Source organism: Paenibacillus sp. FSL K6-0276, from assembly GCF_037977235.1.
GTDB lineage: Bacteria > Bacillota > Bacilli > Paenibacillales > Paenibacillaceae > Paenibacillus_AQ.
In genome coordinates this window covers 2,029,466-2,055,260 of record NZ_CP150276.1, presented here as the reverse complement: position 1 = coordinate 2,055,260, position 25,795 = coordinate 2,029,466, and the positions used below count along the sequence as shown (strand labels likewise).

General features: G+C 44.6%; 23 protein-coding genes and 1 pseudogene. 1 reads left to right on the top strand and 23 read right to left on the bottom strand.

The window, feature by feature from the left end:
* Nucleotides 1–3: 3 nt before the first annotated feature.
* The 16 genes and pseudogenes from MHH52_RS09360 to MHH52_RS09285 form a co-directional block, all read right to left on the bottom strand.
* Nucleotides 4–641, bottom strand: a pseudogene (locus tag MHH52_RS09360) (SDR family oxidoreductase).
* 17 nt (nt 642–658) lie between these two features.
* On the bottom strand, nt 659–1,552 hold the full coding sequence (locus MHH52_RS09355; protein ID WP_340008124.1) for an SMP-30/gluconolactonase/LRE family protein: 894 nt from the start codon (nt 1,550–1,552) through the stop codon (nt 659–661).
* A gap of 21 nt (nt 1,553–1,573) precedes the next feature.
* Nucleotides 1,574–2,335, bottom strand: coding sequence for an SDR family oxidoreductase (locus MHH52_RS09350; protein WP_340008123.1), 762 nt, complete (start codon nt 2,333–2,335; stop codon nt 1,574–1,576).
* A gap of 24 nt (nt 2,336–2,359) precedes the next feature.
* Complete coding sequence (locus MHH52_RS09345; protein ID WP_340008122.1) at nt 2,360–3,016, bottom strand: RraA family protein; 657 nt, start codon at nt 3,014–3,016, stop codon at nt 2,360–2,362.
* 42 nt (nt 3,017–3,058) lie between these two features.
* Nucleotides 3,059–4,063 carry a Gfo/Idh/MocA family oxidoreductase gene (locus MHH52_RS09340; RefSeq protein ID WP_340008120.1) on the bottom strand — a complete coding sequence of 335 codons (1,005 nt, stop codon included), beginning with the start codon at nt 4,061–4,063 and terminating at the stop codon, nt 3,059–3,061.
* Nucleotides 4,063–5,061, bottom strand: coding sequence for a Gfo/Idh/MocA family oxidoreductase (locus MHH52_RS09335; RefSeq protein WP_340008118.1), 999 nt, complete (start codon nt 5,059–5,061; stop codon nt 4,063–4,065). The genes MHH52_RS09340 and MHH52_RS09335 overlap by 1 nt, the downstream gene beginning before the upstream one ends.
* Before the next feature lie 32 nt (nt 5,062–5,093).
* Nucleotides 5,094–5,999, bottom strand: a complete 906-nt coding sequence (locus tag MHH52_RS09330; RefSeq protein ID WP_340008116.1) for a Gfo/Idh/MocA family oxidoreductase — start codon at nt 5,997–5,999, stop codon at nt 5,094–5,096.
* A 47-nt stretch (nt 6,000–6,046) separates the two neighbouring features.
* Entirely contained in the window at nt 6,047–7,111 is a 1,065-nt protein-coding gene (locus MHH52_RS09325) for a glycosyltransferase family 4 protein (protein WP_340008115.1), read from the bottom strand.
* 38 nt (nt 7,112–7,149) lie between these two features.
* Nucleotides 7,150–9,015: a WD40 repeat domain-containing protein gene (locus MHH52_RS09320; protein WP_340008114.1), complete on the bottom strand. Its 1,866-nt coding sequence runs from the start codon at nt 9,013–9,015 to the stop codon at nt 7,150–7,152.
* The gene (locus MHH52_RS09315) at nt 9,012–10,076 is read right to left on the bottom strand and encodes a zinc-binding alcohol dehydrogenase (protein WP_340008112.1); all 1,065 of its coding nucleotides are present in this window, start codon (nt 10,074–10,076) and stop codon (nt 9,012–9,014) included. The genes MHH52_RS09320 and MHH52_RS09315 overlap by 4 nt, the downstream gene beginning before the upstream one ends.
* Nucleotides 10,077–10,140: 64 nt before the next feature.
* On the bottom strand, nt 10,141–11,019 hold the full coding sequence (locus tag MHH52_RS09310) for a carbohydrate ABC transporter permease (protein ID WP_042126182.1): 879 nt from the start codon (nt 11,017–11,019) through the stop codon (nt 10,141–10,143).
* Nucleotides 11,020–11,089: 70 nt separating this feature from the next.
* On the bottom strand, nt 11,090–11,950 hold the full coding sequence (locus tag MHH52_RS09305) for an ABC transporter permease subunit (protein ID WP_231574259.1): 861 nt from the start codon (nt 11,948–11,950) through the stop codon (nt 11,090–11,092).
* Between the two features lie 214 nt (nt 11,951–12,164).
* Nucleotides 12,165–13,823: an extracellular solute-binding protein gene (locus MHH52_RS09300; RefSeq protein ID WP_340008109.1), complete on the bottom strand. Its 1,659-nt coding sequence runs from the start codon at nt 13,821–13,823 to the stop codon at nt 12,165–12,167.
* A gap of 568 nt (nt 13,824–14,391) precedes the next feature.
* Nucleotides 14,392–15,801 (bottom strand): extracellular solute-binding protein, encoded by a 1,410-nt coding sequence (locus tag MHH52_RS09295; protein ID WP_340008107.1) that lies wholly within the window; start codon nt 15,799–15,801, stop codon nt 14,392–14,394.
* Nucleotides 15,802–15,958: 157 nt separating this feature from the next.
* The gene (locus tag MHH52_RS09290; protein WP_340008105.1) at nt 15,959–16,612 is read right to left on the bottom strand and encodes a deoxynucleoside kinase; all 654 of its coding nucleotides are present in this window, start codon (nt 16,610–16,612) and stop codon (nt 15,959–15,961) included.
* Nucleotides 16,609–17,232 (bottom strand): deoxynucleoside kinase, encoded by a 624-nt coding sequence (locus tag MHH52_RS09285; protein ID WP_340008103.1) that lies wholly within the window; start codon nt 17,230–17,232, stop codon nt 16,609–16,611. The genes MHH52_RS09290 and MHH52_RS09285 overlap by 4 nt, the downstream gene beginning before the upstream one ends.
* 203 nt (nt 17,233–17,435) lie before the next feature.
* Here MHH52_RS09285 and MHH52_RS09280 point away from each other — a divergent pair, with 203 nt between their 5' ends.
* On the top strand, nt 17,436–18,956 hold the full coding sequence (locus MHH52_RS09280; RefSeq protein ID WP_340008102.1) for a stalk domain-containing protein: 1,521 nt from the start codon (nt 17,436–17,438) through the stop codon (nt 18,954–18,956).
* Between the two features lie 51 nt (nt 18,957–19,007).
* Here MHH52_RS09280 and nspC read toward each other — a convergent pair whose 3' ends face one another.
* The 7 genes from nspC to MHH52_RS09245 form a co-directional block, all read right to left on the bottom strand.
* The gene (gene nspC, locus MHH52_RS09275) at nt 19,008–20,144 is read right to left on the bottom strand and encodes a carboxynorspermidine decarboxylase (protein ID WP_340008101.1); all 1,137 of its coding nucleotides are present in this window, start codon (nt 20,142–20,144) and stop codon (nt 19,008–19,010) included.
* 9 nt (nt 20,145–20,153) lie between these two features.
* Nucleotides 20,154–21,353, bottom strand: coding sequence for a saccharopine dehydrogenase family protein (locus MHH52_RS09270; protein WP_340008099.1), 1,200 nt, complete (start codon nt 21,351–21,353; stop codon nt 20,154–20,156).
* A 340-nt stretch (nt 21,354–21,693) separates the two neighbouring features.
* On the bottom strand, nt 21,694–21,873 hold the full coding sequence (locus MHH52_RS09265; protein WP_340008097.1) for a hypothetical protein: 180 nt from the start codon (nt 21,871–21,873) through the stop codon (nt 21,694–21,696).
* Between the two features lie 212 nt (nt 21,874–22,085).
* Nucleotides 22,086–22,820 carry a GntR family transcriptional regulator gene (locus MHH52_RS09260; RefSeq protein WP_340008095.1) on the bottom strand — a complete coding sequence of 245 codons (735 nt, stop codon included), beginning with the start codon at nt 22,818–22,820 and terminating at the stop codon, nt 22,086–22,088.
* A 329-nt stretch (nt 22,821–23,149) separates the two neighbouring features.
* The gene (locus MHH52_RS09255) at nt 23,150–23,965 is read right to left on the bottom strand and encodes an alpha/beta fold hydrolase (protein ID WP_340008093.1); all 816 of its coding nucleotides are present in this window, start codon (nt 23,963–23,965) and stop codon (nt 23,150–23,152) included.
* Nucleotides 23,966–24,055: 90 nt separating this feature from the next.
* Nucleotides 24,056–24,316: a hypothetical protein gene (locus MHH52_RS09250; RefSeq protein ID WP_340009566.1), complete on the bottom strand. Its 261-nt coding sequence runs from the start codon at nt 24,314–24,316 to the stop codon at nt 24,056–24,058.
* Nucleotides 24,313–25,686 (bottom strand): MFS transporter, encoded by a 1,374-nt coding sequence (locus tag MHH52_RS09245; RefSeq protein WP_340008092.1) that lies wholly within the window; start codon nt 25,684–25,686, stop codon nt 24,313–24,315. The genes MHH52_RS09250 and MHH52_RS09245 overlap by 4 nt, the downstream gene beginning before the upstream one ends.
* Between the last annotated feature and the right edge of the window lie 109 nt (nt 25,687–25,795).

Sequence of the window (25,795 nt, the reverse complement as noted above, 5' to 3'; positions counted from 1 at the left end):
ACTTTATGCATTTTTGCCGAAGACAAGGCCACCATCCACGTATAGTGGCGAGCCCATCACAAACTCGGACTCATCGGAAGCTAGAAATAGTGCGGCTCGTGCCACATCCTCAGGTTTGCCAAGCTCACCACTAAGCTGTCTACGCTTAATGGCCGAAACCGAAGCCGAAGCCTCTGGATCCAGAGATGCCTTCAAATAACCTTCTACAAACGGAGTCATAATCGTACCGGGCAGCAGCGCATTTACACGAATGCCGTAAGGTGCATAATCGACCTGCATCGCCTTGGTTAAAGATAAAACTGCACCCTTAGAAGCACTGGAAGAAGCTCGCTCTGCGACTCCGATTTCGGCGATGCCAGAGGACATATTAATGATAGAACCCTTCTTGCATCGATTCGGCCAAAAGCATTAACGACCTGATCAGCCATTGCGGTAGTACTGCTAGCATAGGTAACATTACAAGGTATGAATAGCGCATTTCCGCCCGACGCCTCTATTTCTGCTACAGCTGCTTTTCCTGAATCTTCTTGGACATCGGCAATGACTACCGTCGCTCCTTCTGAAGCGAATAATGCGGCCGTGCTTTTTCCAATTCCCGAGCCCGCTCCGGTTATAATGACGATCTTATCTTTGAGTCGCATCGCTTTGCCTCCTCATCCTACTCCTTAGCCTGAAAGTTTCCGGGTAGCAAGCCACTCACCCCGGTTTTAGCCATAAACAAACCACCTGCAAACGGATAATCGCGCAACTCCTTCTCGTGCATCCCTATCCTTGCAGTTGTAATATAGAGTTCAGTTAGATCACTGCCTCCAAAAGTACATGAGGTCACCAGAGGTGCTGGCACTCGAATGAGTCCAAGCTGCTCACCCGTCTCCGGGTTCCATCGTGATACACAACCACCGCCCCAATGGGCGACCCACAGCATGCCTTCACCATCTATCGTCATTGCGTCCGGATAGCCAGTCGTTGTAGGAATTCGGAATGCTAATCTTCGGTTACTTATCCTTCCAGACTCTTCCTCGTAATCAAACACATCCACCTGCCTAGTCGGCGTATCAATGTAATACATCTTACTCCGTGTGTAATCCCAAGCCATTCCGTTCGAGCAGCCGATGCCTGATAACAATTGGCGAGTGAAGCCGCCAGGCTCCACGATGTAGAAGCCGCCGGAATTTGGCGCATCGTCGTTCAAGCTTATCGTTCCCACCCACAGTCGGCCTTGTCGATCGCATTTGGCATCATTCAATCTGTTGAGTGGTAGCTCCGCTTCTATCGAAGTCAGCAGGACGGGAGAATCCTCGGCTTGAGAGAGGTAGATTCCATCCTCCATAGCCAATGCAAGTCCTCCCGTAGTTGTTGGAATAACTGCGCTGATCATCCGGTCGAAGGAGCGGACTACTTCATTACCCGTGATCCGGTTGTACATTCTAAGCTTCATTCTCGTAACATCAACCCAGTACAACTGTTTGGATTCGGCATCCCAATGCGGTCCTTCACCAAGTTCAGCCTTAGCATCAATAATCAATTCTGCCTGAATTTCTGTACTTTCCAAAACGTTCACTCCTTCTTCTTTCTACAGCCCACTACCATTAGCCAAATGTCCACCATCCACACGAATGGTTTCTCCAGTTACATAAGAAGCTTCGTCAGAAGCCAGAAAAAAAAATACATTGGCGGCTTCCCTTATGGTTGCCGCCCGCTTCATCGGTGTATGCTCCGAATACGCTGGGAGATTCGAAGCTTCGCGCAGCTGGCGGTCGAGCGGCGTATCCACGAATCCCGGTGCTACTGCATTTACCCGAATCCCATAAGCCGCCAGCTCCACTGCCATCGATTCGGTTAGCAGTATAACAGCAGCCTTAGAAGCATTGTAGTGCGCGAGCTCTGAGCTTGCCGCCAGACCATTTTTGGAGCTCATATTAATAATGGCGCCTCCGCCACCCTGAGAAATCATTTGTCTTGCTGCAAGCTGACCGATTAAATAAACGGCCCTTACATTGATATCAAATACTGCATTCCAGTGCTCAGCCGAGATATCGAGAAAGTGTTCACGAAAGGCAATTCCGGCATTGTTCACTACAATATCTATTCCACCGAACCTTTCAAAGGCTCGGCTAACGGATTGTTCCAGCTGTGACACATCGCGAAGATCACATATCTCCACTGCAGCCTTTCCACCATAATCCTTCAAGGTTTCCAGTGCAGTAAGAAGTTCACCTTCACTTCGGTCCAGCAAGACCACCTGAGCGCCTTCTTCCAGAAATCGAAGGGCGATTCCCAGTCCAATCCCTCTTGCTGCACCTGTGACCAGCGCTCTTTTGCCAGCCAGCCTCATGTTCATCACTCCCTCGCTTCTTGATCAGAGCACCCCGTACTTATCGTAAACCTGCCGCAAGGTATATCCTTCGAGCAGTTCGTCCCGTGTATGATTCTCGCGAGTCACCTTATCCATAGCCAATTGGAACACTTCATCGATGATGGCGTCCGGAATCACGACGATGCCATCACGATCACCAAAGATAACATCTCCAGGATGGACCATTACGCCACCGCATAGCACCGGAATGTCATAGTCAATAACAATTCCTCGCCCTTGAGAATCAACAGGTTTGGTACCGGTAGCAAAGACAGGAAAACCAAGCTCCAGAATTTTGGCAGTATCGCGGATTAATCCATCAACGATCGCTCCGCGGCCACCTCTCATTTTGGAGGCAGTAGACAGTAACTCTCCCCACAGTCCGTTCTGCCGCGACTCATTCGTACAGCCGATGACAATTTCACCGGGCTTGACGCTGTCCACCGCCTCAATCTCCTTCGTGTAAGGATCTTCCGGCAAGTGATGAATATCCACAGACAGAATGGTCTTTGCTCTTCCGGCGACGATCCACGTAGGATCTATCGGGTTAATATTTTCCCGCATCACCTGATTACGATAGCCCAATTGATCCAGCGTATCCGAGATTACCGCAGAGTAGAGCTTTTCACACATGTTGTCGAACAATTCCTGATCCTTCATAGGCGGTTCCACCCTCCTCAAAGTTTTGTGCTTACAGCTTCCTCATTTATTTAAGCGCACAGGTTGGCCTGCATGAACAGATTGATAAGCGGTAAGTGCAACCTCTGTGGACCTTAGTCCGTCTACTCCTGAAATCGGCACCTCCACCCCTTCTATAAGCGCCTGTACAAAAGCCTTCAGCATCAGTTCATTCATATCATCACCCCAGAAGGACCAGCTCCCTTTACCAGATACTCTTCCGTATACATTGTTTTTTTGATTAAAAGCATCAATGGAGATGACACCTTTAGTGCCAATGATTTCTAGGGTCACATCCCCCCATGTCGGGAAGCCGGGATTGCGTGACCAGCTCGGATCCAGCACTCCGAACACACCATTCTCAAAAGTTACATGCACCATTCCAGCATCATCAATCGTCCGCTTACGCTCTGAATCAAACAAGGTATCTGCATAGGCATAAACCTGTTCTACAGAAGAACCAGAGAACCAATTCATCAGATCCATTACATGCACGGTGTGATCCAGCACAGCCCCGCCCCCCGATAGGGCTTCATCAGAGAACCATTTGGCTCCCGGAAAAGAACCACGATTTGTTCCTTTAAATGCAATAATTTCACCAATATCGCCGCGATCTAGTGCTTCCTTAGCCCGCACAACCGGAGTCAGGAAACGGCAAGGAAAGGCTGTCATGAGCTGTACTCCCTCTTCGGAACAGACCGAAATCATCCGCTGCATTTCTTCTACCGATAGGCCTAGAGGCTTCTCGCACAGTACATGTTTGCCCGCTCGGGCCGAAGCGATGGTTAGCTCAGCATGATAGACATTTTCCGAGCAAATAATTACGGCATCTATATTCGCATCAGCCAGAAGCTCCTTGTAGTCAGCATAATAGGGAATCGAATGACGTTCTGCGAGTGCTTGTGTTCGCTCCGGCACCTCATCAGCAATTCCACCGACCGTCACTTCAGACATGTGCAGTAAACTCGCCAAATAGTCAAAAGCATGAGCATGCGCGAAGCTAATCATGCCAATATTCAAACGGCTCATTAAATATCCCCCTTCACTTCAAGCTTCACGGGTTGATGGGTCATTGCCGATTGCTGAGCGGCTTCAGCCCAGCGTACAGCTTCCAGCGCATCCTGCGCAGTGACTATCGGCTCTTCCCCACTTGTTAGACAGCTTAGAAAATGCTCCAGTTCCTCATAATACGGATCCTTCAGCAGCACACTCGAAGGCGTCTCCACAAATCCCGATGTAGAGCCCGTCGTAATCGACTTGCGAATATGCAGACTTTCGCCATCGCCGGTCCCGCCTGAGATGATTCCTTCCGCATCCGCATATTCAAAGGAGGAATGGAACGACCCGGGATAACCCCAAAATGCTTCAAGCTGTGCAATGGTTCCATTCTTGAAACGGAAAGTGGCTGAGGCATAATTCACCTCTTCCGACTGGTGCTGGAACGCATATACTTCACGGGCTTCCCCAAAGGTCCCACGAATGTAATCAATATCATGAATCATTAAATCCATAATGACGCCACCGCTAAGGAGCGGGTCTCGAAACCATTCTTGCACGTTTCCGGGATGCGAACCCGCCCGTTTAGCATGGTATATCCCACCTTGAGCACTGCCAAGCTGCTTGATTCCGTCCGCAAGCTGTCTGTATGAAGGAAAAAAACGGACGACATGGCCCACAAATAAACTCACACCGCGCTCGTTACAGTAGCGAATAGCTTCTTCCGCTTCCTGCGAAGTGAGTGCGAGTGGCTTCTCACAAATTACATGCGCGCCATGATCAGCTGCAATCCGTACCAGTTGTACATGTAAATAGGTCGGCACTGCAATACTTACCACCTCTGGCTTCACCTGCTCGAGCATCTCTTGTACGGATGTAAAATAGCTAACTCCCACTAAATTCCCTAGCACCTCAGCGGCTTTTTCAACGATATCACATACGGCGACAAGATCTGCTTCGGGCATGGACTTGTAACGATCCGCATGAACAGTTCCCATGCTACCGCATCCGATTACTGCTGTCTTAATCAATTCACTTCACTCCTTTCAGATTGTGCATTCCTTTACAGACGAACATTAGCCCCGCTTATCCGACTTTCGTTGGCCGCTTCAATGAAGCGAATCAACTCCAGCGTTAGAGAAGGTCGTACCGGTGGAGCGTCTCCTCGCGCCATAGCTATAAAGTTCTTCAGCAATTGCTGATGTCCTGCGTTGTAATTTGCTCCGAGCGCGTTAATTCCGTTGCTCCCCCGTTCACGGTGTAGAACGATATAGAAATCAGAGGCGCCTGTACGGTTCCCGCGGATTGTCCCGATTCGCCCGTCCTTCCACTGGCCGACTATCCATTCTTGCGTATTGTTACCGACGGCACGTACTGATTGGCAGCCTTCTCCAAGTGCGGTGTATAACATCTCCGCAGAGTGTATACCGTACCAGAACAACCCCGGTTGTGTCGGCTGAAGATCTAGCGGTCCAGAGCAATCCGCACCTAGAATAGTACCAGCGGTATCATCCTTCAAAAGTGCCACTAACGGTTCCCCAAATCGAACCATGGAGCTGGAGAAAAATGGTGTTCCATACCTCTCCGCCAATTCCACAATCGCCTTCGCATCTTCAAAGGTAACTGCTAAAGGCTTGTCAATAAATACCGGCTTTCTGTAAGGAGCCAGCACCGCAAACTGTTCCTTGTGAACTCTCCCATCTACAGATGTCAGTAGGATCGCATGGGATCTCTCCGCAACTTCTTCTATAGAATTGAGCAGTTCAACACCATAGCGCTCCTGCAGTTCACTGCTAATCGGTTTCACTCGTAAATAGCTTAGCTCGAAATCAGGAGACCCACCCGGATAACCGCAGTGTAGCCTGCCACCCGGAATATGTAACGGGTGAGAACTGTCGTTTAGCAGCGCAGCGAAAATCCTACTATGTGAGGTGTCCATTCCTACCATACCGATCTGCAGTTCTTCCATTTCAATCACACCTCTTATTCAGTTGACAGTCCCATAGAGTGATCCACCTACTTAAGAATTAAACGTTCTTCTCTAAAACGCTCAAGTAATTCCATATATTCTTTTCCCACTTGTTCGATGCTGTAAGTAGTTCTGGCTTTCTGTTCTGCCAATGATTTCAAGTCTTCCCTCAGGCTGTTCTGCTTCAGCAGTGCGCACAATCTGTCCACACATTCCGCTTCATTGCCTGATTCGTACAGGGAAACACTTAACGGACCATCCAATAATTCTGGCAACGCCCCTACACTCGGAACCACTACCGGACACCTGCAGGCCATCGCCTCCAGTACAGTCATCCCAAAAGATTCATTGGTTGTGGTACTAACATATAACCCACCACTCTGCGCAACCGATGAATAATAACTGTGCATCTCATCGTAGTCCACTTTGGGAATCCACTTGAAATGCTTAATCCCCTGCTGTTCTACCTTTACCATAAGCTGTTTCTTGATCTCTTCAGGAGCTGTGTACCCTCCAACAAGCATGAATCGCAGCTCTGGTATCTTGGCATTCAGCTTTCCAGCAATGTTCAAATAGAACGACCAGTTCTTGTGATCATCCAGTTTACCCACCCACAAAATAGTGGCAGGCTCCTGCTCAATACCCGCTTCATATCGGAACAAATCGGTATCCAGGCAATTATTAATATGATAAGTACCAGCTATGCCGATACTGTCCAAATAATCCTTCATGTAAGCGGAGGGAGTGATCACATAGTGAAAAGGTAGACTATCTTTCGTTGCGGCCAACTTCTGCAGGGGTTCGGAATAGGTGGTATGTACCTCATGAATAATAACCTTTCCCTCCTGTACAGGCCCAAGCGCTTCATACAGTTCATAAGTATCAATAGTAATAATGACATCGAAATCATAAGCTTCCATGTAGCTCTTAATTTCTTCAACCGTCCCCAGAATTCGGACATGCTCATAACCTTCAAAAGCGCTCGCCCCGCCGTAATCCTCCAGAAAGGCAAAATGCACTTCCGAGTGATGTCGCAAAAATTTAAGCCTATTCGCAAGTTGAGTGGTTACCCCACCCAGAATACAGAATTTATAAAAATATAAGATTCTCATAATCCCTCCACCCTTCACCAAGGATCGTGCAGACCTTACTAGCGCATCCGATATAATGCTGTAGTTCTTGCAAAATATAGATCGCCCTCACGGTCCATCGTCAACAGCCGCGCATCGTCATCCAACCCCTCAAGCTCCTCACTTAGCACATCAAACTTGAACAATCGATTCATCGACACGCCGTACAGCACACCTTCCTTGTAGAGCAGTTCATTACCACTACGCCAAAAATGAGTCACTGCATTCCAGTCCATGGGGAACAATGAGTAAGTATTTACAGTTTGCTTCAACTGTGGATCGAACCGAAATAACAGTCCTGCCGTCAAACCCCAAAGATGCCCTACATCATCTAGAACCAAGGCAGAAATAGCCCGTTCCCCCTGCACAGGTACGCCTTCCCATACTTTGCAGCGCTTCTGCATATCCCAAATCATTAGAGATGCATCTGCACGCTGAGGAGCAATCCCAAGTCCACCCCAAACGGACCCTCCAGCGAACAACAGCTGATCTCTACTAGCCAATGACACTACACTCTGCTGCGACAAAAGATTTCTAAAAACCTCATGCGCACCGCTCGCAGGATGGTACAGCGTCAGCGCACCTCCATGCCGACCATAGGAAGGAACCGTACCAATGGCCACCTCACCTCCTGCCCAAGTCCAAGCAAAGGGACGGTCCTGCTCCTCTTCCTGTAGGGAAAACAGTAATTCCGGATTCTCACCTGGCTTCCATTCTTCGTCCGGATCGTACTTAAAAATATTCGCTCGCGGATATACACCTAGATAAAGACAATCGCTCCCAGCAAGCATGCCTTCCGTCTGACCAATACCTCGATATGAAATGATCTCGTCGGTTGATGGATCGAATCTGGCTAGCCCACCTGCGAAATACCCTCCGATGTAGAGAGCATCATCAGGTCCGAAGATCAAGGACTGCAAATGAATCGACTGGCCTTGCAGCCCGAAGTCAATGACCGTATGTCGATCAACATCCGGATCGTAGATCCAGATGCTACCATCCCTATATACACCCGTTAAGCACCGACCCTTGGAATTTAGAGGGTGATTATTGAGCCAACCATAATCTCCCACAGGCTCCGGCATAGCTAATGAGGTAACAAACAAGCTTCCAGTTCGAATATCATATCGCTGTAAATAGTCATCTTTAATGAAGTACACATTCCCCAGCTCATCCGGAGGTGAAACACTAAGTCCACTTACACAATCCAGAGTGTCACCCCACTCCTGCAGTTCCAGATCATAAATGTACAACCGTGCAGAAGGTGTGATTCGGGCAAAAAGCTTGCCCTGAACGATATTCAAGTCATAAACCAGTTGCTCGCCCCAACATTCATCTGGAAGTCCAATTTCCGAGCGGTCTCCCGTCTCCGTATCCAGTACTACAATATGCGGGGTTTGTGTACCAACACCCACATAGAGCTTACCGTTCCATGCTTCCATAGAACGAGCATACTGTTCTCCACTCACCATGGCACCGTAATCCCTAAACACTCCTGTCGCTGGATCATACTGGAACACTTTCCCTCCAGGATAACATCCCCCATAGATCCTGCCTTGCTCATCTGCTGCCAACTGCCACGTATAGAATTCACCGGGAATCATTTCACCCAGGTTCTCCACACCATCCTCATGGGTGTACCTGTACAAGATGCCACTTCCCCCGATATACACTCCGCTGGCTGTTAAGACTACACCCCAGCAATGATCCGAGCCTTCCAGCGCATACCGTTCCACCGCTTGTTCACCGTTGGGGTCTAGAACAAATAAGATGCAAGGACTCCCGGAAGAAACCGCGTATATCCGGTCTACTCCTTGCCATGTTCCATAAGCCGAGGCCCAAACCGCCAGACCGTTCAATGGCTCGCCGATCCGCAGCGCCTTCATCTGCTCCCGCCTTCTTTCGTCAGTTGTTCCTTCACCTGCGCTTCTACCCCAGAAACTGCCGCAGGATAAGCTAATACCGCTCCCAACAGATCCACCGGGTCCTCTGCATAACGCCGAAAGGCCTCTTCACAACGTTCGACCGGGAATATCGCACTAATCAACGGTTTCACCTGAATATCCCCTTCGGAGATCAACCGAATATATTCAGCCATATTACGCCCTTCCGTCCACCGCACGTAGCCGTAAGGATAATCAATTCCCTGCCGCTCATAGATAGGATCATATCGTCCGGGACCGCCGGCTCTAGAAATCAGAACTTGAGCTTCCTTACTGAACATCAGATCACGAGAGAAATCTGGCTTTATGTCTCCGACCAACAGTACCTTGCCGCGATCCCGTACCCACTCTAGTGCTTGATCAATTAGGTCGCCGGTTTTGCCGCCCGCACATACGATGACTGCATCTGCTCCCATGTCCGCCGTCAGGTTTGAAAGATGCTCCTTCACCTTCTCGGGACTAGTAGCGATGTGTCTAATACCTAAGTTCTCAGCCATCTCACAGCGCTCTGTAAGCAAATCATAGACAATCACTCGGCATCCTGCCGCCTTAGCAATCTGCGCAATCAACTGTCCAAGAATTCCGGCACCGATCAACACAAGTGTCTCCCCAAACTGCGGTGCAACCTGCCTTACCGCATGTACTGCAATGGCTCCAAGCCCAACTGTCGATGCTTCCTCCGAACTTACATGATCAGGAATGGGCACCATCAAATGCTGAGGCATTAGCAGCCATTCTGCATGCTTCGCAAAAGGACCGCCATAACAAGCTACCCGAAGCCCTTCAGGCCAGTGCTCCATTCCCTTCCCACGCGTTCGGATTACACCTGCTGCACTATATCCGAGTACAATATGTTGCGTACGGTGCAGACCATTCATCATCATTTCCGTTCCGGGGCTAATCGCCGAATATTCAGTCTGGACTAGTACAAATCCATCTTCAATGACTGGTGTCAGAACATCCGACATGCGAATCTGTCCCTCCTGAGATATTACCGCCTTCATATGTCTTCTCCTCCCGACTGCTTCAGAAACGATTCTGTCTCATGCAGTATCTTCTCTATGGCTGTTACTCCTTCAGCGCACCGATCATTACACCTTTTACGAAATATTTCTGCAAAAATGGATAGATCATCAAAATCGGCACGGTAGCTATGATAATCGTAGCGAATTTAATAGATTCACTAATACGAAACACCTCATCTTGGGTAACGCCGGCCAGCATATTTTGAGCAGAGGATTGAATCAGGATTTCCCTCAAAATCAATTGAAGCGGGAACAAATTCCGATCCTGTAAATAAATCATGGCCGAGAACCAACTGTTCCAGTGGCCTACCGCATAGAAGAGAGTCATCACCGCCAGAACCGGCATGGAGAGCGGAAGCACGATCCGCAGCAAAATTCTGAAATCGTGGGCGCCATCTATTTTGGCAGACTCTATCAAACTATCAGGAATAGACTGAAAAAAGGTCCGCATCACTATTAAATTAAAAGCACTAACCGCACCAGGTAACAGCAGCGCCCACCGCGTATCATACAAGCCAAGCTCACGGACATTCAGATACGCGGGAATTAGACCACCACTGAAAAACATCGTGAACACGATGAAAGCCATAATGACATTTCTCCCCTCCAGATTCTTTCTGGACAGAGGATAAGCACCAAGTGTAGTTAGCACCAGATTAATCAACGTACCGACAATGACATAAAAGAAAGTATTTCCGTAAGCCGTCCATACCCGCGTATCCTCAAATACCAGCTTGTAAGCATCCAGATTAAAGCCGATTGGAAAAAAGCTTACCTTCCCCGCAGCAATAGCATGTGCATCGCTGAATGAGGAGACCAGCACGTACCACATCGGGTACAGGAACAGGAAAGAACACAAGATCAGAAACAGCACATTGCAGCTGTCGAATATGATTTCACCCATACTGCGTTTCACAACCATTGTCTACCCTCCCAAAAGTCATTACATCATTGATTCTGCATCTTACAAAACTCACTTCGAAAGCCCATTTTCACCATAGGCTGCTTTCAGTTGTTTTTCGGCTGATACGGTTGGCTAGAACGAGCAATGTGAAGTTAATTACGGAATTGAATAATCCTACCGCTGCAGAAAAACTGTAATTCGCCTCCATTACACCTCGTCTATACACAAATGTTGAGATAACATCCGCAGTGACGTACGTTCCAGGATTGTAAAGCAATATAATTTTGTCCCAGCCCACATTCAGCAGGGTACCCACATTCAGAATCAAAAGGATTAGCACTGTAGGCAGAATCCCAGGTAGCGTTATATTCGTTAGCTGTTTCCATCGCCCTGCTCCATCTACAACTGCAGCCTCGTAAAGGCTCGGATTGATGCCAGATAACGCCGCTAAGTAGATAATTGAATTCCAGCCTAGGCTCTGCCACATGCCAGAACCCACATAGATCGTTCGAAACCATTCCGGCAGAATCAGGAACTGAATGGGCTCCGAGATCAGGCCGATGCCAAGCAACAGGCTGTTAATAATACCTCCGGGTTTGGTGAAATCAATAATCATCCCGCAGATGACGATCAGCGAAATAAAATGCGGCAAATAAGACACGGTCTGCAGAAAGGACTTCAGCTTCTTGAGCCGCAGCTCATTGAGCAGCAGAGCAAAAGCAAGTGAAGCAGGAAAAATGAAGATCAGTGAGTAGAAACTCATTAAGAAGGTATTTTTAAGCAGTCTGAGAAAATAGTAGCTTTCGAAAAACTTCTCGAAATTCTTGAAGCCCACCCAAGGGCTATCCGTGATCCCCAAATAGGGGTTGAAGTTCTTAAAAGCAATGATCGCCCCATACATCGGCTTGTATTCAAAAATCAGAAAATACAAAACCGTAGGGAGTAGCATGAGATACAGATAGCGATTGGAGGCTATCCGCTTCCAGGGAATTGGACTCCTCTTGACCGGAAGCTTCCTGCTTTCAACTTTAGTGACTTTTACAGGTACAGCCATATAGTTCTCCTCTCCCGGACACTGGCGTTAGTCATAGCTGTCATGTGGCGAGCGGTCACAAAGCAATCTCTGAACCGCTCGACCCATGACAACCTACTCACAAGCTGAATCATTTCCCTTTAAATCGCTCGTGTGCAACCTGATACTCTTTTAGCACATCATTAATTCCCATCTTCTCAAGCTGCTTCATTACTTTGTCATAGTCTTCAATCTTTTGGCGCCCCATGATCATGGCATTGATCGTTTCGGCTACATAGGTCTGAATATCGGCCATCAAAGGAACCACTACATCGTTTTCCTCTGTTGTAAATTGGACTGGAGGCAACTTGCTATCAAAATCAATATAGTCACTGTATAACTCGAGTGGATTCTCCGTCTGCCCGTTAGCTTCTCGGATTTGTTCAGCATATCTGGTATCCGCTACCGTAGCCCAGCTTCCGCCCCCGATCGTATGGTTCAGCAGTTCTTGCGTATTCGTGAGACCATTGGTCGGATGAGTTACTTCTTTCTTATAAATAGGTTCTCCGTTCACCAGATCATAGGATTTGCCTTCAACCCCAAAGTTGTTCAGCAGAATGCCTTCTTCTGAGTATTGATAATCCAGCCATTTCATCACTTCCTCAGGATGCTCGGTCCGCGAGGAGACCGCCAATCCGTGTGCTGCTGCCTGCCAGCGGAAGGAGACGTGACGTTGATCACCGTTCGGTCCTTTAGGTGGAATGGCCGGTGCAATTTTGAAGGTTGGATGTTTGCCCTCCATTAGGGTAGTAAAGTTCCCCATGTAGGAGCCAGACCAACCAAACCATGCCCCTGCCACATCGGTAGTCACCTTCTCAGTCAGTGTCTGGAATGTGGTATCCACCAGATAGTTCGGGTCTAGCAATTGTTCATCGTAAAGACGGTGCAGATAGGTTACGACATCCTTGAATTTTGGATCATTCGGGCCATATTTTACTTGACCATTATCTACGAAGAATCCGTAGTCGACGCCAAAGGCAGGAGCGAATAACATCATGATATTTTCCAAGTTGACTGTGACTAGTGGAATTTCATCTTTCTTGCCATTTCCGTTAGCATCCTGCTCCCTAAATGCCTTGAGCATGTTATACCAATCTTCCGTGGTTTCCGGCATATTTAGACCTAGCTTATCGATCCAGTCTTTCCGCACTTGCGGGAACATTTGAGTGAGATCCTGTGAATCAAGAACGAGATTAGGTAGGTAAAAAATGTGGCCTTCAGGCGAAGTGATTTGTCCCCGGATATCCGGGTTGTCGACGAGGATTTTCTTGAAGTTTGGCGCATTTTTCTCAATTAAATCTTCCAGAGGAAGCAGCGCGCCTTGTGTACCATATTTCCCGGAATCTGTGCCCCATAGATCATTGTAGATAATGTCCGGCAGCTTACCAGATGACATTAATAAGCTGAAGGCTTCCGCACTGGCTTCCGTACTATGCTGAAAGTCGATATGAATGTTAGTGTTCTCTTCCATTTGCTTAAAGGATAATTTCTCATTAAAATTAGTTCCTCTGAAATTGCCGCCGCTGGGTGACCAAAGTGACAGTTCAAGCTTATCTGAAACAATCGGGAGCTGCAGACCGCCTATTGTTTTACCTTCCTTAGTGGGAGCTTGCGTAGCCTTCTGAACCTCCGCAGTAGGATCTGCGGTATTGCCCGTATTAGTATTCGAACTCCCGCAAGCAGATACGAGTGTAACTAGTGACAATAGTATAGGCAGCAGCAGAACTAATTTCCTTTTAGCAACATTCATAATTCAACCCCCTATTAATAACTAAAAATAAGATAATCATTATGATATATTCACTAACATCAACCAGAAGGAATCAACGATACATTAATAAATTTTAAAATGAATAATAATACTGTAAACAACCTTTTATAGGATATATCCTCCTTTCATTAGCCTCTTTTTTAACTAAAAATAGACGAAAACATCTGTTCTGACTTCTTTTTGATTTACATATCAGAGTTACAGACTTTTCTACCCCTCAATCTGATATACATCTGATGTATTTTATTATATTTTCCAGCCTACATGATGTCAATATAATAATAAGAAATATCTCTAATAAGTGTAACCTTATATAACATGTACCTGTCGCAAAATGTTGAAAACCCTCAAAATTAATAGAAAACGCTTACATAAATGCTCGTACTTAGACATTTCAAATAAATCGCTTCGGATCTTATTAAGATCAGGTATCGCATGCATATTCTGCTTTCTTTTATTTAAAAAAATGCGTAATAATGGCCTAACAGCACCATTATCACGCTTTACTTATATTCTAAAGAGAACATCAATCGCAGAAAAACACCTCTTAAAACTTCTGATCGGTATCATCCTGTTCCGAGATTAAGTCGCTCAATTCCTCATGAAGCGTTTCCTCATCAATCATCTTTGACCAATAAGCGTTCAACAATTTGCGAAAGCTTTTTAGAACGGCTATAGGAAGCCCTAAATCTTTAAGGTAGGAGAAGGTTGGAAATAACTCTCTGTACATCAGATATCTCGAAGGACGATTCAAATGATCCGCAGTGCTCATCTCAGCGATCCGCTTTCGAGCTGGAATGCTTACTGTTCGTTCACGGATAATTTTCTGTGCTTCTACGGAAGCAAGGAAGTTAACGAATTGACGAGCCGCTTCCTTTTGTCTTGAATTCCCGACCACAGCCGCTCCGATCGTGACCAGCAAGGTCTTCTGTGGATCCTTTGTTTTCAGCCTTGGTAACGGAGCAAGATCATAATCCAGCGTTAACGCCTTGAATTCATTTAAATTAAAAAAGGTCGTCAGAATCATTGATACTTGTTCTTGGACAAACAAAGAGATCGTCTCATCTTCATGATTGCCAGCAAGATATTTAGGGAAAATCTGATGGTTGTTCACAAGCCGACTATATACACTAAGGCTGTTTGCCGTCTCCGGACTAAGTGTACGGTGCTCATTTCCGTCTGCCACGGTTTGAATCCCGCTCTGCAGCAGGAATACAGAATAACGATTCTCGGAAGCAGGCACAAAATAAATTGCATGGCGTCCACGTTTCTCTGCCAACTGACGAGCCGCATCAATCAAGTCATCCCAGGTCCAATAGCTATCCGGTTCCGGCAGATCTGCTTCCCGAAAATGAGCCTTGTTGTAACACAGCACCACAGGGGAGAAGGAAATCGGATAGGCATACAACTGCTCTTCATGATAGAAAGCCTCCGTCGCAATTGGATATAATTCAGGATCAGGATCAAGCGATTCCAGCAGCTCAGCCGAGCCATTTTCGGACATTTCCTGAAATTGCGTGCTATTCAGCGATACGGCATCGAGCATTCCATTATTGATCATCTCCACCGCAGAATTCACATGGTCAAAATCATTCAACGCCAGTGGAAGAATATGAATACCGGGATGCAGTCGATGAAATTCACCAATTAGATCCTCCAGCAGAAAGTCCTTGGACAACGAAGCACTGCAGCCAAAATGAATACGGATTCTCTCCTGCACGGATTCCATAACCTTGCTTCCGACACGGTCGATTTTGACGATAAGGCCTTCCTGGACCAGCACATCCAGCCCTCTTCTGACCGATTTATTACTTAGCTCAAATTGCTTAGCTAGCGTACTCTCTGCTGGCAGATAAGCACCTGGCTGTAGCACTCCACTTAGGATGTCCGTACGAAGCTTACCCACCATATGATCCAGTCGCTCTCGGAAGGAATGACGACCTGATTTATTATTCATGTACAATTCTCCCCGAAAAATTCAAATTTACATCATCTCCCTCTTATTTTGCGTCAACTCCCAATTGAAGTCAAATGGAAATTCCGAATTTTCCCAAAATTTGTTCGAACAAAAAAACAGCACCCAAACTCCAGGCGCTGCTTCTGATCATCGCTTATTATTTTTTGTCGACAGGCTTACGAATCGCTTCGCCAACCTTCACAAGAATATCCGACATCGAAGCCGAATCATTGACATCATAATCATCAATGTTCAAACGGAGCACAGGGCAAGCTGTAAACTCGTTGATCCATTTCGAATATCTGCCATGCATATGCTCCCAGTAGGAAACATCCGTTTGAATTTCCATCTCACGACCACGTTCATTAATTCGCGTCAGGATGGAAGGCAGGCTACCTTCAATGTAAATCAGCACATCAGGGTGCGGGAAGTACGGCGTCATAACCATAGCTTCATATAGGCTGGTGTAAGTTTCATAGTCCGTTTTGGACATCGTACCTTGATCCGCATGCATTTTCGCAAAAATACCGGTATCTTCATAAATGGAACGGTCTTGAACAAAACCACCGCCCAGTTCGAACATCTTCTTTTGCTCTTTAAAACGTTCAGCTAGAAAATAGATTTGCAGGTGAAAGCTCCATCTCTCAAAATCATGATAAAACTTTTCGAGATATGGGTTTTGATCAACCTGCTCTAGTGAGGTTTGAAAATTAAGCCTTTTAGCCAAAGCGTCTGTTAGAGTGGACTTCCCCACCCCCACTGTTCCAGCCACGGTAATTATGGCGTTTTCCGGGATATGATATGAATTCATTTCATTAGCTCCTTTATATAAGAGACAATTTCAGTGAAGTGTTCTGGATTCTCCACGAAATCGACTGCATTTCCATCAATGGTAATAATTACGGTCGACGGCTCCTGAATGGCTAGAGAGGCCATCGCTTCATCATAATCTTTAATTAATTGCTCCAAATACGCAGTATCCATTCCCTCTTCAAAGGACCGCCCACGCTTTTCAATCCTGGTTAATAACGTATCTAAATTAGCTTTAATATAGAGAATAATATTCGGCTTTGGCAGGTCATCCGTAAGCACATGATAAATTTGCCGATACTTTTCACGTTTCGTTCCATTCAGCGTTCGTTCTCCAAAGATGAGGTTCTTATAAATATGGTAATCCGAAATGACCGGGTTCCCTTTATCTATGTACTGCGTCACGGTATCTTCAAGCTGCTTATACCGATTACAGAGAAAAAACATCTCCAGTTGAAAACTCCAATCGTCCATGTTCTCATAAAATTTAGCCAGAAACGGATTCTCATCGACAATCTCTTTAATGATCGGTAAATTTAATTCCTCTGCTAGCATAGCAGCTAATGTTGTTTTTCCAGCCCCGATTGGGCCTTCCACTGCAATAAACGGTGCATGTTTCATTGACGCTGACTTCCTCCTCAGATACGAACCCTTCAATAGCTGATTTTAAAAAACAGACTAAATTATTGTATCACATGAGACCTTTCCTGTGAGTGTGTAATTATGAAGAAACTTTTTCAGTAGTTCGAGCGTATAATTGTAAGATAATGGATTTTAGTGTGGGCATATTAAAACTATCTAATAAGAAAAAGAGAGGTATTCCTATGAAAAAATGGCTCAGCATAGTTAGTGCTCTTCTAGTATTAAGCCTCGCCTCTAACGTAAGCGCAGTTGCAGCAGAGAAGTCTGTCACGACTACCAGCCTCACTTCGTATGGAGCGGATTATCTGACCAAAACGGATGGTTCCTTCTGGGTATGGGGAGGCAATCGTTCCGTCCCTACTCAAATCCATGACCTGAATGAGGTACAAGCATACTTTAATTCTCAATATGTAATGAAAAAAGACCTTTCAGTCTGGCAATGGAGAACATCGGCATATTCTGAAACTGTTAAAGTGACCCCCGTTCAAGAGCTAGACAATCTGGTCGATATGTTCATCGCGGGAAATAGAACGATAGCCCTGAAAGGAGACGGGACGATTCTGAGCGCCACCATCCAATATTCCGATGGCCTCAAAACCTCTGATTTCACACTGGTTTCCGGCGTCGATAACGTGGCAGCTATAGGTGGTTATTATGAGTCTGGTTTTCATAAAGGATGGACACGTTATATTCTCCTAAAGAAAGACGGAACTGTGTCCACTACACACGATGACTTTAAGAGCTTCGATACGATCCAGAATTTGACGGATATTATTCAAATCAAAAACAATCTAGCACTTAAGAAGGACGGCTCCGTATGGAGTTGGCCTGTCCTAGATTATTACAAAAATCCTGAAGCTCCAATAAATCTATCTGCGACACGCTTCAATGGAATCAGTAATATCAAGAGTTTAAAAGGAAATCAGAACAGCCTATTAGCAATAGATGGGGCATCCCAATTATGGTTCTGGGGCGCTACGATTACAGGTTACTCTGATGGAACAATCTATCATGAACAATCACCGATTTTGCTAAAAGGGATCAAAAATGTTGTCGATGCTTACATCGTAGAACGTACTATTGTTGCATTAACTGGGGAAGGAAATGTCTACCAGACTTCTATCGGAAGTGAAACAATACCCGCTGATTCAAAATTCACACTTCTCGAAACAGAAGTTAGTAACATAAAGAAAGGTGCACGACACATCATCATGCAAAAGAAAGACGGCTCACTCTGGGGCTGGGGCGTCAATAAAGAGGCACAGCTGGGCTACGGCGACTATGAATTCAGCCATGATGCCCCCGTTCCAGTGCAAAAGCCTATTTCGATCTCCTTAAACGGAGAATCTATCTCTCTCTCAAATGGAGTTATTACTCGAAACGGTCAAAATTTCGTCCCCCTTCGATCACTCTTCGAAAAATTAGGTGCCACAATTACCTATAAAGAGAACATTACAGCAGCGAAAACAATAGATAAACAAATTATGATCACACGAACCGCTACAGATAAACCGGCTCTCGCCATCAGTATTAACAGTGTAACTGGAGCGACCTTGGTGAACAATAAATCTGTGAATCTTCCTACACTGCCTTTCATCGTAAACGGTTCGATGTATCTGCCGCTTCGCTTTATTAGTGAACAACTCGGAGCCAGCGTCGAGTGGCTCCCGCAGGAGGAGCGTATCGCCATCACGATGCAATAAGGAGCAATAAAAAAAGGTGCCTCTATCTAAAGGAGGCACCTTTTTTTTATATTAAGATAAACGTTCGCTGAAATCTTCGAAAGCGAACTGTTTGATTACTTTGATTCCCTCTTCTTCATTGTAACTAACAATGGAAGGCAGATTCACGCCGTTAAACATATGGTTCTTCACCATGGAATAATGCGCCATATCAAGGAATACGAGTCTATCGCCGTATTTCAAAGGCTCCTTGAAGGAATAATCTCCAATAACATCTCCAGCTAGGCAAGTCATCCCACCTAATCTGTACGTATAAGGATATTCTCCAGGTTGTCCAGCATCGATAATGTTCGGACGGTAAGGCATAGCCAGTACGTCCGGCATGTGGCACTCTGCCGAGGTATCGAGAATCGCAATGTCCATTCCGTTATGCATCACATCGAGAACGGTAGCTACCAGATATCCAGTATTGAGAGCAACTGCCTCACCCGGCTCCAGATAGATTTCCACACCGTAAGTCTCTTTCATGTGCAGAATGCACTTGATTAAGGTCTCCAGATCATAATCGGGACGTGTAATATGATGACCGCCACCGAAATTAAGCCATTTCATTCCTTTAAGATAAGGTCCGAACTTCTCTTCGACTACCTTGAGCGTACGCTCTAGTGTATCCGAATTCTGTTCACACATCGTATGGAAATGTAATCCATCAATGCCCTCAAGCTCTTCCGGTCTGAAGTTAGGGAGGGTTACTCCCATTCTGGAATAATTGTAGCACGGATCATACAGCGGAACTTCAATCTCGGAATATTCCGGATTCACTCGAATGCCGCAGCTGATGTGCTTTGGTGCATTCTTAACGCGATCCTTGAATCTATTCCACTGATCAAAAGAATTGAACACAATGTGATCGGAGTATTCAAGCAACTCATCGAATTCACTTTCTATATAAGCAGGTGCGTAGACGTGAACCTCTTTGCCCATTTTTTCATAACCAAGTCTGGCTTCGAACAAGGAGCTGGAAGTTACGCCATGCAAGTACTTCCCAACTAGGGGATACAAGGAATGCATGGAGAATCCTTTTTGCGCGAGCAAAATCTTAGCTCCAGTGCGTTCTTGTACAGAATTCATAATCTCAAGATTGCGGGTAAGCAATCTTTCATCTACAAGGTAACTAGGTGATGGTACTGCGCTGATATCTATATCCATTATCGCGCCTTAGTCTAACAGCGTTGGCGAGAAATCTTCTTGCCAAGGCAGACCATGTTTATTTAAAGCTTCCATGAATGGATCTGGATCGAACTCTTCAACGTTGAATACGCCTGGTTTCCTCCAGATACCTTTTATAATTAACATAGCTCCGATCATTGCAGGAACGCCTGTAGTGTAGGAAATGGCTTGGGAGCCAACCTCTGCATAGCACTCTTCATGATCGCAAACATTGTACACATAATAAGTTTTTGGCTTTCCGTCTTTGGTTCCTTGGATGATACATCCAATGTTAGTTTTTCCTTTTGTTCTCGGTCCCAGGGAAGCTGGGTCCGGCAAAATAGCTTTCAAAAATTGAAGAGGAACGATCTCTTTACCTTCATACATGATAGGCTCGATAGAAGTCATACCAACATTCTCAAGCACTTTCAGGTGTGTCAGGTAGTTCTGTGAGAAAGTCATCCAGAAACGGATCTTTTTCACGCCCTTGATGTTAACGGACAAAGATTCCAATTCTTCATGATACAAAAGATAAATATCCTTCGGTCCAATTTCCGGAAGATCGTATACTTTTTTCTCGGAAAGTGGTGCAGTTTCAATCCACTCGCCATTCTCGAAATAGCGGCCATTGGCTGTAATTTCACGAATATTGATTTCAGGATTAAAGTTAGTTGCAAATGGATATCCGTGATCGCCAGCGTTGGCGTCTACAATATCAATGGTATGAATCTCATCAAAATAATGCTTTTGCGCGTAAGCCGTGAACACACCCGTTACACCTGGGTCAAATCCACTACCAAGCAACGCGGTAAGGCCTGCTTTTTCGAATCTTTCTTTGTAAGCCCACTGCCAAGAGTATTCAAATTTCGCTGTATCTTGTGGTTCATAGTTGGCAGTATCTACATAGTGCACTCCTGTTGCCAGGCACGCATCCATGATCGTCAGGTCCTGATATGGGAGAGCGACATTAATAACGACATCCGGCTCAAAGCTCTTGATCAGTTCAATGACTTCGTCCGTATTATCTGCATCGACCTGAGCAGTAGAAATCTTCGTGCGGCCTCCGGCTAATTTATCTTTCAGAGCGTCACATTTAGAGACAGTTCTGCTAGCTATGCAGATCTCTTCAAATACATCCGGGTTCTGGCAGCATTTGTGAACAACAACACTGGAAACACCGCCAGCGCCAATAATTAACGCTTTTCCCAAAATAAAAACCTCCTAAAATTCCATTTGCAAAATCAACAAGGCTGATTATACATAATTTTTTTGAATAAATCAATAAAAACCGACAAAAAATGATGATTATTGTTTAAAATCTCCAAGAATTCTTGTTAATACTCTTGAATGCTCATATTTCCTCGATTATCCACCTATAAATCTCATGAGAATTGCTGGAATGGAATGAATTTCCGGAAACTAGGACAACTAGATTATTCTATCACAATAGGGGTCTACTTCATACGATTTATTTTAAATTCAACGAAAATTCCCACTCCCTTTCAGCAGTTCCGCATAAGTACGTTCAGTCTAGCTACTGTATCCGTCGCTACGTCATTTGTTCTTCCGCCTCTTGGTAAGCTGAAATTGTCAAAAGCAATGCAACGAATACAAAGAGGCTGTAATATATACTCTTACCCGTTTTTGTCCCAATATTAATCGTTGTTCCAATCCCAAGCCGCTTCGAAACCATAACAGCGATCATCTGGGTTATTATACGTTGTCCCATTGATCCAATATTCATCATCATTCGTTTAAAGAATCTCATGTTTTCCTTTAAGCAAGGCATAAGGATGATTGAAAAATAAAAAGAGGGCTTGCGCCCTCCAATTAAATTTCAATTTCCAACTTAACTTATGAACTTTATAATCCACGTACTGACACGGGTGGAAACATAGATAGAATCCGGCTTTCAGAAATATCGCTTGGCTTCAGCAATATCTATTTATTTATCCGATTAATTTTAATCGAGCTGAATTCGGTCGGTATATATATTTTATTCTGGAGAATAACATGGCCAATCGAATCATATAAACTCTCAATTAATAGTGTATATAAATCATTGTTTGAATGGAGTCGATGGGTCGAAGTGGGGATTACGGATTTTGTGAATTTAACCTCTATTGTCGAAGAATGTGCATATTCATAAATTCGTTCTTCAAGCAATTCGAAAAGACATTCTTTATTATTAAGATTTACTTGAAATTTTGAAGCGATTTCACTTGGCAGTATGGAAAAGGTGTGCGCAACAATTTCATTTTTACTTTTGTACCACCTGTTAAATCCAATACACACTGCCGAATTAATACCGAACAGTTTTTTCATATAATCATAATCATTGACAAATTCAAGGCGAAAGTTGGAATCAATGTCATCAATAGCTTCCGTACAACAATTAGAAACTGTATCCCCTATTTTCTCTAATCCAACACTTCGTAATTGTGTATTATCTTTTATAAAGTTTCCTTGTCCATGGATCGTTACGATATAGCCATCTTCTTGGAGTAAGCTTAAGGCTTGGCGTAAAGTCATCCTACTAACATTCATCATTTTGGAAAGTTCCAATTCCGCAGGCAATTTACTTCCCACCGGATAAACTCCCTCATTAATTAGTTTTAGTATTTTATCATAAACATCCAAATATAGATGGGACTTGTCTTTATTTTTAATCGGCATTAAGATACTCCTCCTCGATATACATTATATCCCGTTAGTTGGAATGCGCAACCTCAGCCGTTGGAGAAAATAAATAGAACTAAATCCGAATCAATTTCATAATGCATAGTTATTGAATCATATACTCCTCGAATTTCGCGGGTACAATTTTTAAGATTTAGGCTACGGCTTAGAATATCACATGCTAATTTCGTGCAATTGTTAGAATTCGTTCAAAGATTCGAACGATTAAAGAATAGATCATCGCCGTATAATTTTCACGATTACAAATTACATGAAAAAATAGTTGGGCCGGAATAACGTCCTGTCCAACTATTCTTTCATGATAGTTACAGTTTTTCAGCAAACCAGTCTGTTGTTATCTTTAAGAGTCCCTCTGCAATGGATTGATCAGGATTTAATTTGTCACCAACGAATATGTTGAAACCATGATCTGCTCCATCAATAATACGCAGATTCACATCGGTACTCCCAGCATGTTGCACTAATTTCCTTGCCAATAGAGGTGAAACGACAGGATCTTCAGAACCTCCAATTGCGAGCAATGGGCCTTTATATTTGGCAATCTCATCAAGAGCACGAGAATTTTCCATCGCTGTAAAGAATTTTTTACCGAATTCTAATTGAGTACCCCATGGCATCGTAACCATAACCGAACCTTTCTCATGGGCTTCATCGGTAACTTTGAACATAAGCTCTAAATCTTCTGCACCGTTTGACGGCGCGGATGACCAGGTTGCAAGTGCTTTTACTTTTGGTACGCGGCCTGCTACTACTTGCGCTATTCGTCCTCCTTGGCTGTAACCCAATACACCGATCCGATTATTATCTATTCCTGAATCATTAGTGAGGAATTCGACCGATTTCAGAGCATCCGCGACTGAATCATCGAAATTATTCTCAACATAGGGTTGGGAACTATCCCCGCCTCCTGCAAAGTCGATCCGCAAAGATGCATATCCTCTTGATGCCAATTGAGCAGCTAGTCGTTTGTAGATATCTCCAAGTTCATTTTTATTACCACCCGTACCATGCAACAGCAATACCATAGGAGCTGGTTTATCCTTTGTTGCTCCTGATGGGCTTACCATTATACCGGGAATATTATGACTTCCGTTAGGAATCGATACGAACTGTTCTTTCATGGGTTGATCGCTCTCCTTTTTGCTTATAGTGAAAAACAACTACATCTCTTCAATGATCCCGAGCACAAGATTTAGAAATTTCAGCTTAACTTACTCTGTGGCTTCCACGACTTCCTCATGAGACAATGACTGTTCCAGAATTCCTGCTGCTTTATTAGTAATGCATGAGATTCCAAGCACTTCCATTCCGGCATGACGGGCAACGATCACCTCTGGGACCGTGGACATCCCAACGGCATCAGCACTCATAAGGCGGGCCATTCTTACCTCTGCAGGTGTCTCGTAAGTTGGTCCCAAATTCCCCATGTAAACGCCTTCGCAAAATTCGAATAATTCGCGTTCCACAACTATTTCTTAATTAGACGTCCCACCAAAACCCAGTACAGGAATAAGCTGAAAAGCGTAACGAGGGAAAGAACCACTAAAATAGTACTGTATACGGAAGCGACCGGATTATTTATGTTAGGAAGCAATTGTAATGATGGCTTATCCATCATTACCGCCGTATAAGCAATACCGATAGAAGCGCCTACACCCATAATTAAGTTGTAAAATCCAATCGCGGTACCAGACTTTTCCTTCCCAACTGTACCAACGTATGAATCAATTAACGGAGCATACATAAACGCGTAAGAACAAGCGAATAGAATCATTGAAATGATCAGCATAACAGAGCTTTCGATAAAGAATGCACCTACCAACAAACTAACGGTAATACCCGACATTGCTATCATGATGCATTGCTTGCTTCCTAACTTTTTCGCTACTTTTCCGGAAAGCGCCCCAACCGTTGCCGCTAAGACAAAAGACGGGATTAGCAGTAACGAAATCGTATCAAGTCTCATATTGAAAATATTTCCCAGAAGAAATGGAAACAAAAAGATATAGGCTAATTGTACAGAGTAAATAACAAAAACTATCGATAACAAAGAAATGAATTGCTTATTTTTGAAAAATGAAAGGCTAATGAACGCTTTAGAACTTTTGTTGATATAGGTTAAGAACAGGACGAGGGCGACAATAAACGCTATAAGATAAATAGTATTAAAGTTAGTAATATAGAATAATAGAGTTGCTGCAGTTACTCCCACCAGGAATAAACCAGTTACATCGACATTTAGACCTCTTTTCTCTTCTTTTGGCAGATATTTCAGAATAAAAGGAAGAATGAATAGAGTTACCAATGAAACTAAAAACAGGGTCGTCCAATGGAAATAAGTAGAAACGTATCCGCCGGTCAAGGATCCTATTACTTGAGACAATGCAAAGCTGCTTGTACTTAATCCTAAAAATTTCTTTTGTTCATTTAGAGGCAATTGTTTAGTCACAAAGATCACATATAAAGTTTCTGCGGATGTCAGCCCCATCGTTTGAATGACTCGTGAAATAACAACCATAATATACGAATGTTGAAAAACAAAACCCATCACTGAACCAACACATATTATTACAATACCTATACTAATAAGTCTTCGGATACTGATGGTATCGGACAAAGCGGCGTATACCACAGCCCCGATCCCAAAAACAAGTCCTGCTAAGGTCGCTTGCCAGGATACCATCGTCGCAGATATATTAAAATCTTTTGCTATATCTACCGAAACAATTTTAAATGAACCGTCGATGACCAAACATAATAAAAATAATAATAATAGAACAGGTACAGCTTTCTTTATAGTATATTCTTGAGATTTCGCTGCGCTTGCGTTTAGTTCTGTCATGTACTATTCCCCCTCTTCTAGAACAGCTTAGCTTAAGTGAGTTACAATGCAATTTTAATGATTTTGGTAAGTCCGTTCCCCGTTCTTCTGCTGTCGTTTGTTCATCTTG